At 54.6% G+C, this 13,945-nt stretch carries 11 protein-coding genes and 1 riboswitch; of the genes, 8 read left to right on the top strand and 3 right to left on the bottom strand.

Annotated features, from left to right (window positions below; translation table 11 throughout):
• Nucleotides 1-318 precede the first annotated feature (318 nt).
• From IAE55_RS27530 to IAE55_RS27520, 3 genes are all read left to right on the top strand, one after another.
• Nucleotides 319-2,283, top strand: coding sequence for a heavy metal translocating P-type ATPase (locus IAE55_RS27530; RefSeq protein ID WP_200634417.1), 1,965 nt, complete (start codon nucleotides 319-321; stop codon nucleotides 2,281-2,283).
• 278 nt (nucleotides 2,284-2,561) lie between these two features.
• On the top strand, nucleotides 2,562-3,503 hold the full coding sequence (gene trxB, locus IAE55_RS27525; RefSeq protein WP_105445306.1) for a thioredoxin-disulfide reductase: 942 nt from the start codon (nucleotides 2,562-2,564) through the stop codon (nucleotides 3,501-3,503).
• A gap of 85 nt (nucleotides 3,504-3,588) precedes the next feature.
• A complete protein-coding gene (locus IAE55_RS27520; RefSeq protein WP_089549838.1) occupies nucleotides 3,589-3,822 on the top strand; it encodes a glutaredoxin family protein in 234 nt (77 codons plus the stop codon).
• Between the two features lie 257 nt (nucleotides 3,823-4,079).
• Here the strand turns inward: IAE55_RS27520 and IAE55_RS27515 are convergent, their stop codons facing one another.
• Nucleotides 4,080-4,277, bottom strand: coding sequence for a hypothetical protein (locus IAE55_RS27515; protein WP_076176143.1), 198 nt, complete (start codon nucleotides 4,275-4,277; stop codon nucleotides 4,080-4,082).
• 269 nt (nucleotides 4,278-4,546) lie between these two features.
• Here IAE55_RS27515 and IAE55_RS27510 point away from each other — a divergent pair, with 269 nt between their 5' ends.
• From IAE55_RS27510 to IAE55_RS27500, 3 genes are all read left to right on the top strand, one after another.
• Nucleotides 4,547-5,197: a bifunctional 4-hydroxy-2-oxoglutarate aldolase/2-dehydro-3-deoxy-phosphogluconate aldolase gene (locus IAE55_RS27510; protein ID WP_442793358.1), complete on the top strand. Its 651-nt coding sequence runs from the start codon at nucleotides 4,547-4,549 to the stop codon at nucleotides 5,195-5,197.
• A gap of 262 nt (nucleotides 5,198-5,459) precedes the next feature.
• Nucleotides 5,460-6,602, top strand: a complete 1,143-nt coding sequence (locus IAE55_RS27505) for a transglutaminase domain-containing protein (RefSeq protein WP_200634415.1) — start codon at nucleotides 5,460-5,462, stop codon at nucleotides 6,600-6,602.
• A gap of 169 nt (nucleotides 6,603-6,771) precedes the next feature.
• A complete protein-coding gene (locus IAE55_RS27500) occupies nucleotides 6,772-7,293 on the top strand; it encodes a hypothetical protein (RefSeq protein ID WP_200634414.1) in 522 nt (173 codons plus the stop codon).
• Between the two features lie 126 nt (nucleotides 7,294-7,419).
• Here IAE55_RS27500 and IAE55_RS27495 read toward each other — a convergent pair whose 3' ends face one another.
• Together IAE55_RS27495 and IAE55_RS27490 are read right to left on the bottom strand one after the other, a co-directional pair.
• Nucleotides 7,420-8,877: an amino acid permease gene (locus tag IAE55_RS27495; RefSeq protein WP_076176136.1), complete on the bottom strand. Its 1,458-nt coding sequence runs from the start codon at nucleotides 8,875-8,877 to the stop codon at nucleotides 7,420-7,422.
• Between the two features lie 130 nt (nucleotides 8,878-9,007).
• Nucleotides 9,008-9,215, bottom strand: a riboswitch (Lysine riboswitch).
• Nucleotides 9,216-9,345: 130 nt separating this feature from the next.
• Nucleotides 9,346-10,482, bottom strand: a complete 1,137-nt coding sequence (locus IAE55_RS27490; protein WP_076176134.1) for a virulence factor — start codon at nucleotides 10,480-10,482, stop codon at nucleotides 9,346-9,348.
• A gap of 439 nt (nucleotides 10,483-10,921) precedes the next feature.
• On the opposite strand from IAE55_RS27490, the gene IAE55_RS27485 reads away from it, so the two are divergent.
• Nucleotides 10,922-11,905 carry an MBL fold metallo-hydrolase gene (locus tag IAE55_RS27485; protein ID WP_116234398.1) on the top strand — a complete coding sequence of 328 codons (984 nt, stop codon included), beginning with the start codon at nucleotides 10,922-10,924 and terminating at the stop codon, nucleotides 11,903-11,905.
• Between the two features lie 391 nt (nucleotides 11,906-12,296).
• Entirely contained in the window at nucleotides 12,297-13,922 is a 1,626-nt protein-coding gene (locus IAE55_RS27480) for an ABC-F family ATP-binding cassette domain-containing protein (RefSeq protein ID WP_076176130.1), read from the top strand.
• Nucleotides 13,923-13,945: the final 23 nt, after the last annotated feature.

Here is a 13,945-nt window from a genome sequence, read left to right as displayed (position 1 = left end):
GATTGCTGGGGCAGGAAGGTCTGCTTCGGATTCATTAAAGCCTATTTTTTTTCGTAAAAAATAGCATACCCGTTTACTTTTTATGGGAGGACGCGTATACTGTAATTAACAAAAAGTTTCCTTAACACAAAATTATTGTATTGACGCAAAAATGATTATCATTCTCATTTAAAAACAACAATCGCGAAGGAAGAAAGGTTCGTCAGAGGCGTTCCGTTTCCATCCGCATACCATGCTGCTCCGGCTAGTCCGGAGCAGCATGTGCCATTTTAAGGGGACTAATAATGCTATTCATTCTCATTAGGAAGGTGATCACTCATGGAAAACATACGAAATGCTCCTGCTCAATCGATCCAGCGACAGGCCAATCTGAACCGCCCAGGTCCCGGAAAGAAAGGGCGTTTTGATCTACGCTCGCTGATCCGCAATTCGGAAATGCAGGCGGCGCTGGCGAGCGGACTGCTTATGCTGGGCGGCTGGGCGGCCAGCTGGCTGTCCGCTCCGGCCTTCGTATCGATCGTGCTGTATAATCTGTCCTATGCAGCAGGCGGCTGGCTGAAAGCGAAGGAAGGGGTCGAAACGCTGATCCACGAGCGCGATCTGGACGTCAACCTGCTGATGGTGGCTGCCGCGCTGGGTGCCGCAAGCATCGGCTACTGGAACGAAGGCGCCATGCTTATCTTTATTTTCGCCCTGAGCGGAGCATTGGAAAGCTATACTACCGAACGAAGCAAAAAGGATATTTCGTCGCTGATGGCGCTGAAGCCGGAAACCGCGCTGCGGATTCAGGACGGGCAGATGAAGCTCGTTCCGATCGGGGAGCTGGCCATCGGCGACCTGGTCCTGGTCAAACCGGGAGAATTGATCCCGGCGGATGGAATCATCCAGAAGGGGAGCTCCTCGGTGAACCAATCGTCCATCACCGGCGAATCGGTCCCGGCCGACAAAGCCGCGGGCGACGAAGTGTTTGCCGGAACGTTGAACGGGGAAGGCGTGCTTTACGTGGAGGTGTCGCGCTCGGCGGAGTCCACCGTCTTTGCCAAAATTGTAAAGCTTGTTGAGGAAGCCGAGACCGAGGTTCCGGATTCGCAGCGTTTCATGAAGCGGTTTGAAGCCATTTATGCGCGCATCGTGGTGGCGGCGACGCTGGTCCTCATTTTTGTGACTCCGTTTGTGCTGGGCTGGAGCTTTGGAACTTCCTTTTATAAAGCGATGGTGTTTTTGGTGGTAGCTTCGCCGTGCGCACTGGTGTCTTCCATTATGCCGGCGATGCTGTCCGTTATCTCCAACCGGGCACGCCGGGGCATTCTGTTCAAGGGCGGTGCGCATGTAGAGAACATGGCGCTGACGTCTGTGGTCGCTTTTGACAAAACAGGAACGCTGACGCTCGGAACGCCGCAGGTAACGGATTTCATTCCGGCGGACGGATACGATCGCCTGGAACTTCTGGGCATTTGTGCATCCGTGGAACAGCTGTCTGAACATCCGCTGGCTAAAGCCATCGTGGTGAAAGCCGAGGAGGAGGGAGCGATGCTGCCTTCAGCGGAATCGGTCACCTCGCTGACCGGCTGGGGCATGGAAGGCTGGGTTCAGGGCAGACGCTGGCGCATCGGGAAGGCGGATATGCTGGATCAGGCCGACCCGTCCGGCGAACATGCCGCATGGCTCCGGCAGCGTCAGGAGCTGAATGAGGTTGGCAAAACCGTGTCCGTGATCCTGGACGGAGAGCGGATTGCCGGGCTGGTCGCACTCGCCGATGTGATCCGCCCACAGGCGGCCGCGGCCGTGAAGCAGCTGCAGTCGATCGGCGTCAAGGTCGCGATGCTGACAGGCGATCACAGCCTGACGGCGAACGCCATCGGCAGCAGCATCGGGGTTGATTACGTCTTTGCCGATTTGCTGCCAGAAGAGAAGGTAGACCATGTGAAGCGGCTGCGCGAGCAGTATGGCCACGTGGTGATGGTCGGGGACGGCGTGAATGACGCGCCAGCACTGGCTACGGCCACCGTAGGCATGGGTATGGGGATGAACGGCAGCGGCACTGCACTCGAGGTGGCGGATGTCGTTCTGATGAACGACAACATTGAGGAGATTGCCTCAACGATTACCCTCGCCCGCCGCGCCCGGCGCATCGTCAAGCAGAACATGGTGTTCGCCGTGTCGGTGATTTTGCTGCTGATGGTCAGCAACTTTGCCGCCGGCATCGCCCTTCCGTTCGGCGTGGTTGGCCACGAGGGGAGCACGATTCTTGTCATTTTGAACGGACTCCGTCTGCTGCGGTAAGCACGGATTGAGACTGAAACGGCTCAGATATGAAGGAACCTCCGAAGGAGAATCGGAGGTTCCTTTTTCGCGCGGAAGGAAATTGTTAAACGATTTGTAAAAATTAAATTGTTCACAATTCAGGTGAAAGGCATGTATACTTAATCTATTGACATCTTATGAAAAATATATGATAATGATTATCAGATAATAATTATTTTAAATTAAATGATAAATAGATCCCGGACGAACCCGCTAAGGGACGATGCCCGGGAACAGGAAGCTTGGAGGGAGATCCTATGTATAAATCCGTAATTATCGGGACAGGACCTGCCGGATTGACGGCAGCGATTTATTTGGCACGGGCCAATATGAGTCCGCTGATTATTGAAGGGCCGCAGCCTGGGGGTCAGCTTACAACGACAACGGAAGTTGAGAACTTTCCGGGATTCCCTGAAGGCGTGATGGGACCGGAACTGATGGATAATATGCGCAAGCAGGCGGAGCGTTTCGGCGCTGAATTCCGCACGGGTTGGGTGAACAACGTAGAACTGGGTGCACGTCCGTTCAAGCTTGACGTGGAAGGCATCGGCCAGATCGAAACCGAGACGCTGATCCTGTCCACTGGTGCTACCGCCAAATACCTGGGCATTCCCGGGGAGCAGGAGAATGTCGGACGCGGCGTAAGTACCTGCGCGACCTGCGACGGATTTTTCTTCCGCGGTAAAGAAATTATCGTGGTCGGCGGCGGCGACTCCGCGCTCGAAGAAGCCGGCTTCCTGACACGCTTTGCGTCCAAAGTGACGCTGGTACACCGCCGTACTGAGCTGCGCGGCTCCAAGATCATGCAGGACCGCGTGCGTGCCAACGAGAAGGTAGAATGGGCACTTAACCGTACTCCGCTCGAGGTTGTGGCTGACGAGCGCGGTGTGAAAGGCCTCAAAGTGCTGAACAACGAGACAGGTGAAGAGGAACTGCTCGAAGCAAGCGGCGTGTTCGTTGCCATCGGTCATCACCCGAATACCGGATTTTTGGGCGGCCAAATTACGCTCGACGAGAACGGCTACATCGTTGTGCAGCCGGGAACGACCGAAACGAACATCCCTGGCGTCTTCGCCTGCGGCGACGTTCAGGACACCCGCTACAGACAGGCCATTACGGCAGCGGGCAGCGGATGTATGGCAGCAATCGATTGCGAGAAGTATATTGAAAGTCTGGAGCACAGCGCAGTCGCTCTGTAATCGATGCATGATTTGGACCGATCAGGCCGGCGCAAGAGCCTGTTGACATACACGACATTTTCACAATATGAGGTGACCTAAAGCGATGGATAAAGTGATTGTATATACCAGCACCAACTGCCCGCACTGCCGTCAGGTGAAAGGATACCTGGCCGACAAGGGCATCGAGTTCGAAGAACGCAACATCGAGCAAAACGATGAGTATGCACAGCAGGTCTGGGACATGGGCGTTCGCGCCGTTCCTTTGACTGTCATTGGTGAGAACCGCGTGCTGGGTATGAACACAACCCAGTTTGAGAAGTTTTTGAATCAACAATAATCTGTCCGTACTATATAGAATGAACTAAAGAAATCAAAGTTATATGCCATATTGGACCGTTATAACAGGGAGTTTAATGCAATACTTTAGTTCAATCTATCTATAACCGCTGAAATAGAGGTCGTCCCCTGGAGCAGAGATGCTGCCTTCGGGGCGGCCTTTTTTTCGTAGGCGCAAAAAATAAGGGATGACCGCCAATGGCCGCGATCCGGGCCGCACTGGGGTATCCCTAGGCTTGTTTACATTTAAAAACGCTGTCAAAAGAACAGCTTCCCGACCAGCTGCAGCACGAAGTAGATGATAATGCCCGTAGCGATGAGCGTGAATCCAGCCTTGGGACGGCCCTGAAAAAAACGCAGAATGGCCAGGCTGAACAGCGGGGCGATAATCAGCAGAAACAGCAGCACGGTCACGAATACCTCGACCGATATATTGGAAATATCCACGTAAGTCACGGACAATCTCTCCATTCCTAAGGTAAAATCATCGGGATTACCAACGTCCACAAACAATCATTTCTATACAACATTCCTATTATATACGAAACCCGCCCTGCATTTCCGTAGATTCGGTGGAAAAATACGTCGATTTTTCGTCAAATCCTGTGCTAAGGACGAAAAAAACGGAAGCATGAGAGATCCTGCCGAATTGACATGTCCAGGAAGGAAAACGCCTGTAAAGTCCGAATATACTTAGAAAAATAGATTCGGAAGGAATGAAACGCATGCATACATCACAGGTACTGCAAGAACTGCTGTCCGCCAGAATGGTTGCGATCGTCCGGGGGATCACCCGGGATCAGGCCAGGACGGCAGGTGAGGGACTGATTGCCGGAGGCGTCCGGCTCATGGAAGTTACGCTGAATACCGATGGGGCCCTGCACATGATCGAAGGCTGGCGCTCGGCATACGACGGACGAGCCTATGTAGGCGCCGGAACTGTATTGAACCTGGCCATGGCCAAGGAGGCGGTTCAGGCTGGAGCGCAGTTTCTGATCTCGCCCAATATCGATCAAGCCGTCATTTCCTTTGCTTTGGAGCAGGGCATCGACGTATGGCCTGGCGCCATGACGCCGACAGAGATTGTGGCCGCTTATGAGGCCGGTGCCAGCGCAGTGAAGCTGTTCCCGATGGGCAGCCTCGGAATCGGCTATTTGAAAGAGATCCGTGCGCCGCTGAATCATATACCCCTGATGGCTACAGGCGGGGTGACGATCGGCAATATTGCCGATTATTTCGAAGCAGGGGCGTGCGCGGTCGGGATCGGCAGCTCGCTGCTGCCGAAGGCGGAGCTGGAGTCGGGAAATGTCGAGGCCGTCCGGGAACGGGCTACGGCATTTGTGCAGGCGGCTGCCCGAACAGAAACGGACAAGTAATGGAGCGGCAAGAGGTGCTTTAAGCCAGCAGGAGGCAGCAGGTGTGCTGCATGGAATCGTTCGTTAGCCGGTCACAAGCCGCCGCAGATGGCCGTTCACAAAGCAGCATACAAGCGGTTGTGTCATAACTTGCCCATAGCTGGAATAGAGTCATTTGGAAGGGCCATTTTCATGTACGGGTGGGCTCGTTCGGCCATGGGATGACAAAAGCAAAGCGGTAAAGGTGTGGACCGGCATGATGGTCAGGAAGGGAGGGGGCCATATGATTGTAAAGCGCTTCTCGCTCGTCTCGGTGCTGCTCTTTGGAACGGTGGTTGCCGCCGCCGTTTCCCCGAGCATTGATTGGCAAAGGGTATATGCGGCCGCAACCTCTCCGGCGAATGTGGTCACGACCGTGGACGGGATTCAGGCGAAGCTGCTGGCCGCCATGAATCAGCGCCTGGAGAAGATTCAGTTTGTGTACCAGGGCAAGACGTCAGCCCTCAAGAGCCAGCTGAAGAGCGCCCTCGAACAGGCGCTGGAGAGCGATCCCTACATCAATTACACGATCGAAAGCTATGGCTACTCCTACAGCGGCAGCTCGAAATCGGCCACGGTGAGTGTGCAGCTCCGCTACCGGGAAACGGCCGCGCAGACGGCTTACGTCGACCAGCGGGTGAAGGCGGTACTCGGCAGCCTGATCCGGCCCGGCATGAACGATCATGAGAAGATCAAGGCGATCCATGACTGGGTGATACTCCATTTGAAATACGATATGACCCTTCAGAAATACACCGCTTATGATGGACTCAGCTCGGGCAGCACGGTCTGCCAGGGGTATTCGCTGCTGACGTACAAGATGCTGAAGGAAGCCGGAATTCCGAATAAAATTGTGGAAGGCACCGCCGCTCCGAGGGATACGGGCGTGAGTCAGCTGCATGCCTGGAATCTGGTGCTTCTTGACGGCAAATGGTACCACTTGGACACGACCTGGGATGATCCCGCTCCGGACAAGGCCGGCGAGGTCGGTACGGGCTATTACCTGCGCACGGACGCGCAGATGAGGATGGACCATGCATGGACCAAAACCTATCCTGCTGCCGTGACCTTGTATCGCGACACGCTGTCCGGCCTGATCCGGCAGAGGGGAAGCCATCTGGCGTTTTACAAGAAGCTGCAGGAACAGCTCGAATACCAGCTGTATGATCCGGCGGAGATCGTATCGACATCCGCCCAGCTCAGCGCCAAGGCCAAACCGGTGGTCGCCGCGGGAGGGCACTCGCTGCTCTTCCGGTTCCACGGGAACAAGGAGCAGCTGCTCGGCGCCCTGCAGGATTTGTACCGGCTTGGGGTGAGCTCGATCTCATACACGCAAAGCCCGCTGGATGAGACGGAGGATTTGAGAATTTACGTCACTTGGAAATAGGCAAAGCGTGTATTGGCGGGCAAAAGGCCGTCGGAGCAGCAGAAATCCCCCTCACTGCTAAGCCCAGAAGCTTGGCAGGAGGGTTTTTTTTGGCCATCTGGTATTTGGAATACAATCATGAATGATCCAAAATGGTTTGCACTTTGACTTTTAAAGGATTTGGTGAATTATGACTAGGCAGAGAATAAAATTCACCATAATAACAGGTATTGTTATCATGGGAATCGTGTTTTTACTTGGAATCTTTTACTCGGAAAATATTCCCTCCGGGATTCTTTTGCGTGCTGGAATCACAAAAAACAATGTGGCCATATCTGCGGATAGTTTTAGTTTTCGTCATTATTTTATAACGGATAAAGGGGAACCTGCTGGAATAATGACCTTGCAAAGGAACGGGAAACTGTGGTCGAAGTATTATTATTCGAAAGATGTTTCGATTTCTAAGAGCTCGCCTAATATTTCTTTATTAAAAAGTTTCCAACCTATATATAAAGATTACACCGGTAAAGTAATACCCGTATGGGGCGGATCCGTAAGTGATTACAAAGATGAATACCAATCTGTGAAGTTCAGTATTGACGGAAACATTAAAGAACCCACCTCTTCGATTAGGAAGGGCGGCAAGATCTACTTTTTTTACATAGATCCTGATCTGTCGATGGATGAGAGTATTGAAGTTTTACCCCAGTAATGGTCCCCAAAATAGCCTGATTCTTACTTAGCGCTTCTGCCGACCTCCACTAAGGTCATTGCCTCGAAAGCCATCAGCACATAAAAAAGGAGACTCACATGTTCATCTGTGAGTCTCCTTTTTATATCACCGCGGGTCGTGGGTGGTCAGGTCGCATTGCTCCAGCGGGGTCAGCTTGGTCTTCTTTTTCCACTTGTAGCCGAACCATACGGCCAGGAACAGCGGAATGCTGACGTACGTCACGAGAATGCCGTACCAGTCGATTTTGCTGCCGGTAAACGCTCCGGTATTTTGCCCCAGGATCGCGATGATGCACAAGATAAAGGCAAAGATCGGTCCGAACGGGAACCAGCGCGCCCGGTAGGGCAGCTCGTCCAGGGAATGTCCCTGGGCGAGGAAAGCCCGCCGGAAACGGTAGTGGCAGACAGCGATGCCGAGCCAGTTAATAAAGCCGCACATGCCGGAGGCGTTCAGCAGCCAGTTGTACACGACTCCGTCGCCGAACAGGGAGGCCAGAAACGCCAGCATACCGATCGCCGTGGTGATCAGGAGCGCGTATACGGGAACGCCGCGGCTGTTCAGCCGGCTCAGAAATTTAGGTGCCAGGCCGTCCTTGGCCATGGCGTACAGCACACGGGTGGAGGCGTACATGCCGGAGTTGCCCGCCGACAGCACGGAGCTCAGAATGACCGCGTTCATGACGGACGCTGCGAAAGCCAGACCCGCCTTTTGGAATACGAGGGTGAACGGACTGACGCCGATATTGTTCAGATCGGTCTTCAGCAGGTTCGGATTCGTATAAGGAATCAGGAAGCCGATGACGATGATCGCCAAAATGTAGAAGATCAGGATCCGCCAAAATACCTGCTTGATAGCGCGCGGCACGTTCTGGCGAGGATTTTCGCTCTCCCCTGCGGCCACCCCGATCAGCTCGGTCCCTTGGAAGGAGAAGCCCGCCGCCATAAAGACGCCGACGAAAGCAAAGAATCCGCCATGGAAGGAGCTGCCGCCCAGGTTGAAGTTCTCGAAGCCGACCGGCTTGCCCCCCATGATCCCGAAGATCATCAGAATGCCGACAATCAGGAAAATAATGACGACCGCGATTTTAATAATGGCAAACCAGTATTCGGATTCGCCGTAGCCCTTAGCTGATAGAATATTGAGGGCAAACATGATAGCGAGAAACAGCAGACTCCACAAAAAGGAGGGAGAGTCCGGAAACCAATATTTGATAATGACCGTCGCCGCGGACAGCTCGGCTGCGATTGTGATCGCCCAGTTGTACCAGAAGTTCCAGCCGACGGCAAATCCGAAGGCCGGGCTGACGAAGCGGGTGCCGTAGGTGCTGAACGAGCCGGAATCCGGCATGTAGGTAGCCATTTCCCCCAGGCTCGTCATCAGAAAATATACCATCAGGCCGACGGCGGCATAGGCCAGAATCGCTCCGCCCGGTCCGGAAGAGGAGATGGCGCTGCCGCTGGCCAGAAAGAGCCCGGTGCCGATAGAGCCGCCGAGGGCGATCATCGTCATGTGCCGGGATTTCAGGCTCTGTTTGAGTGCCGTTGCCGGTGTTTTTAAACGCATAAAAAGAAATCATCCCTTCAAATATGAATATGACTTCATGGAGTGGAAGGGGAACAACCAAAAGGGACCCCAGGTATGAAGTACCCGCGGTCCCGATAAATGACGCTATGGCTTCCGCACCCGTGCTTCCATGAAAGATAGCTCATCACGGCGTCTTCATCTTCCTGCAGGAGGAAGGAACACCGCGACAGTTCTGTCCCTTTCGGAGAACAGACCCAGCATGCCAACCATAGAGCGGGTTCGCACACTTCGGCGGAAGGCGCCCTTCACTGTCCGTCACCGGCGGCTCTTACGCCTCGGAACAGCTACTCATCGCTTCCGCAACCTCTACCTCACCTTGGACGGATGAGGTTATCTTTTACATATTTCCTTGTATTGATGTATTGAACACGTAACATAGTAACGTATTACGCCGGGAAAAGGCAATGGTTAAAGCTGGAACTCCGGAATAGCCGTTCCCTGCAGCCTTCAGGAGCGGCTCCGCTTGGCCATTTGCTGCCATACGGTGCCTGCGGCCTGCTCGCCGGATTCGATGCGTTCCAAGGCCATCCGCGCCTGCAGGCTCACTTCGAACTCGGGATCGTTCACCGCCTCTTCCAGGGCATCGCGCGCTTCTTCCGTCCCCACTTCGTACAGGAAGCGGGCGGCGCGCCAGCGGACGATCTTGCTGCTGTCCTTCAGCGTCGCCTGCATCGCCGGCGTGGCCGCCGGGTCGCCGATGTCGGACAGCGTGTCGCCCGCCGTCCGGCGAACGGTCGGCGAGCTGTCCTTCAGCGCCTCGTACAGCAGCTCCATCGCTTCCGGCGTGCGCAGATCGCCGAGGTAGACGACCGCCAGGCGGCGGGTCTGCATCTTCTCGTCATGCAGCGCCTGACGGATGATCGGCAGCCGCTCCTCGGTCGGCTGCATGCCGTCCAGGGCGGCATAGCGAACCTTCCAGTCGGCGCTCTGCATCGCCTCGGCGAGCTCGGCGTCGCTCAGCTCGCGCCGCTCCTCTTCAAACTCGCTCTCGCTGGCGCCATGGGCGATCGCCTGCTCGATGACCTGCTTCAGCCGATCCTCGGGAAACGCCGCTTCAAGCTCCTGCTCGACCTCACCGGCGATATCCTCCAGCTCCCCGTAGCGGACGCCGTAATCCTTCAGCTTGCGCTCCTTGATCATCGTCGCCGCGGTGACTTCCATTACGGCTTTCGTGAAGCGGTCGGACAGCGCCCGGCGAACCTCCTGAGTGCCCGATTTCACGCGGATCTGCATCGGGATGCCCCGGAAAAACTGCACGAACACTTCTGCCTCGCCGTAGTGGCTGCCGGCTTCCGCGTCTTCTTCCGTGAACTGGCTTGTCAGGCCCTCCTGGCCGAACCGCTCCTGCACTTCGCCGAGGATGGCGGACCAGTCCGCGCTGCCCTGGCGTTCCAAGGCGACAAAGTCAAGGGTATGGAACACGCTCTTGACCCCTTGGATATGCAGCATCTCCCGGATCCATGCCGGGGCGGAGCGTTCATTGTCAAGCGTATATGTTTTGCGGATACCGGGCTCCAAACTCTCATCCAGGTGCAGCTTCATAGAGTTCGGACTCGGCGTTGGCTCGATAAATTTGATCTTCACAGATAAAGACCTCCTTCTTCTTCAATAACTTTTACTATTGAAAAAAATGATACAACTCATTCCTATATAGATGAATCCATCTATCTAAACTACAGTTTACCTCACTTTGCCCCCAAACATAAACCTTTTGCCGCGGATAGAAAACGGATGGAAGGACGACAATGACTAAGAGGTTACCAAGCTGCATAGAAGGAGCTGTACTGCCGCGTGATATTCACCATTTATTTCGCGCCGATGCTGATTGTCGTCGTGACTATGATGCTTTTGGCGCTGTACGTTATTCATTACTCCGACCTGCATGACGAATAATTCATAGACTTAGCGGCAAGCGATCTTGCGAAAGAGCGATGCATTCGAGCGTCAGCTCTTGTGGTACACAGGGTTTCGGATCGGGTAAAATGGAATAAACAGCGATTACACCCGGGAAGGAGGGGGACTCTTGCCGAAGATCCGTTACAATAACATGGATAATGTCAGTACGGATAAAACGTTGAAGCAGTTCAGGCAGTGGCGCCAGGAGCGGCGGCAGAAGAAAAAGGACTACAGCTTCCAAATTCCGAATATGCCGCCGGATCTGGAGTATTTGCACGGCAACCGGCAGGATACGTCGATTACCTGGATCGGTCACTCCACTTTTTTCATCCAGTATGAGGGCCTCAACATTTTGACGGACCCGGTCTGGGCCAAAAGAATGGGCTTTGAGCGGCGCCTCGGTGCGCCCGGCCTCCTGATCGAAGATGTGCCGCCGGTGGACATCATTCTCATATCGCACTCCCACTATGACCATATGCACATGGCTTCCATCCGGAAGCTGTACCGGGCGGGCACGACGCTGATCGTTCCGGTCGGTCTCCGCGCGAAGATGGTCCGCAAAGGGTTCCACAATTGCCGGGAGCTGAAGTGGTGGGAGCATGTAGTCATCGGCCAGGTGAAGATCAGCTTCGTCCCGACGCAGCACTGGACGCGCCGCACGCCGTTTGACACCAACACCTCGCACTGGGGCGGCTTTGTGCTGGAGCCGCATGAGACAGGGGAAGCCGGTAACGCCGGAGCGGAAGACGGTACCAGGATGCTGCCGCCCAACGTCTATTTCGCGGGGGACAGCGGGTATTTTGCCGGCTTCAAAGAGATTGGCAGGCGCTTCAACCTGCACGTGGCGCTGATGCCGATCGGGGCCTATGAGCCTGAGTGGTTTATGACGTCGCAGCACGTCAATCCTGAAGAGGCACTGCAGGCTTTTCTGGATGTTGGGGCCGATATGATGATTCCGATGCATTACGGCACGTTCCGTCTGGCCGACGATACGGCCCGGGAGGCACTGGACCGGATGGAGGCGGAGCGGGTCCGGCTCGGTCTGAGTGAGGAGCGGATTAAAGTGATGCATTACGGGGAGACGCTGACGATCCACCCGGAGCGGAGGTAGTTCCGGATGCCGCACCAGAATTGGATACATCAATGAATCCAATCCATACGAAACACCGGAAAGGCCGCCGGGCGGCTTCTTTCCGGTGTTTTTGCATAGACCCTTACACCATGGTGAATTCGAGCGGTTTGGACAACGCCCTCCATCCTTCCATTTTGGGATCCCTTCGATTATCTCTTAGCGCGAGCGGGAATAGAAATAGATAAAAACGTTTATATTGATAGAGATAGGCAATGATAGGACAAACGTCCGGGTAAGGGAAGGAATACCCGGGCTCGGCCGAATCCGTGGGCTATACTTTGTTCCTTCTATTATGAAATGGGCTTCGAACGCACGTTGATTTATGCTATAATGTGCTGAAGCCTACTAGCGAAAGGAATGGTAATACTTCATGATCAGTACAAGCGGCGTGACACTCCGTTACGGAAAACGCGCACTTTTTGAAGATGTAAATATAAAATTTACGCCAGGCAACTGCTACGGTTTGATCGGCGCCAACGGAGCCGGCAAATCGACGTTCCTCAAGATCCTCTCCGGCGAAATCGAGCCGAACCAGGGCGAGGTTCACATGACACCGGGCGAACGCCTTGCGGTGCTGAAGCAGAACCATTTTGAATACGACGAGTATCCGGTTTTGGAAACCGTCATCATGGGTCACAGCCGTCTGTATACCATTATGAAGGAAAAGGATGCGCTGTATGCGAAAGCGGACTTTTCCGAGGAAGACGGACTTCGTGCGGGTGAACTTGAAGGCGAATTCGCCGAACTGAACGGATGGGACGCCGAGCCTGACGCGGCCGCGCTCCTGATCGGCCTTGGCATTCCGCGCGAGCTGCATGACAAGAAGATGGTGGAGCTCTCCGGCAACGAGAAGGTCCGCGTCCTGCTGGCACAGGCCCTGTTCGGCCGTCCGAACAATCTGCTGCTCGACGAGCCTACCAACCACTTGGACCTCGAATCGATTCAGTGGCTCGAAAACTTCCTGATGGACTACGAAGGCACTGTCATCGTCGTATCCCATGACCGTCACTTCCTGAACAAGGTATGTACGCATATCGCGGATATCGACTTCGGCAAAATCCAGCTGTACGTGGGTAACTATGACTTCTGGTACGAATCCAGTAAATTGGCGCTGGAGCTCCAGCGCGAGTCCAACAAGAAGAAGGAAGAGAAGATCAAGGAGCTGCAGGCATTTATTCAGCGGTTCTCCGCGAATGCTTCCAAATCCAAGCAGGCGACTTCCCGGAAGAAGCAGCTGGATAAAATTACGCTGGACGATATCCGGCCTTCCAACCGGAAATATCCGTTCCTTCATTTCAAGCCGGAGCGTGAAGCAGGCAAGCAATTGCTGACGGTAGACCGCCTCACGAAGACGGTTGAAGGCGAGAAGGTACTGGATGAGCTGAGCTTCGTCGTAAACAAAGGCGACAAGATCGCTTTTGTCGGCCCGAACGGACTGCCGAAGTCGATGCTGTTCGAAGTGCTGATGGGCAAGGCGGAGCCGGACGCGGGCGAGTTCTCCTGGGGCGTTACGACGACACAGGCGTACTTCCCAAAAGACAACTCCGAATATTTTGACGGGGTGGACCTGAACCTGGTGGAATGGCTTCGCCAATTCTCCAAGGATCAGGACGAGACGTTCCTGCGCGGCTTCCTGGGCCGGATGCTGTTCTCCGGCGAAGAAGCGCTGAAGAAGGCGAGCGTTCTCTCCGGGGGAGAGAAGGTGCGCTGTATGCTGGCCAAGATGATGCTGAACGGCGCGAACGTGCTGCTCCTCGACGAGCCGACGAACCACTTGGACCTCGAGTCCATCACCGCGCTGAACAACGGGCTGATCGACTTCGACGGAACGATCCTGTTCACGTCGCATGACCATCAGTTCATTCAGACGATCGCCAACCGGATCATCGAAATTACGCCAAACGGCATCATTGACAAAGTCATGACGTACGACGAGTATCTGGAAAACGATGAAATCAAGGCGCTGCGCGAGCAGATGTATCCGCAGGAAGTTTAACACTTCAAGCCATGAAAAAAAAG

The organism is Paenibacillus sp. S28, from assembly GCF_016624415.1.
GTDB classification, from domain to species: Bacteria; Bacillota; Bacilli; order Paenibacillales; family Paenibacillaceae; genus Paenibacillus_AQ; species Paenibacillus_AQ favisporus.
The sequence above is the reverse complement of the archived record's forward strand: the minus strand, read 5'-3'. Positions and strand labels throughout refer to the sequence as shown.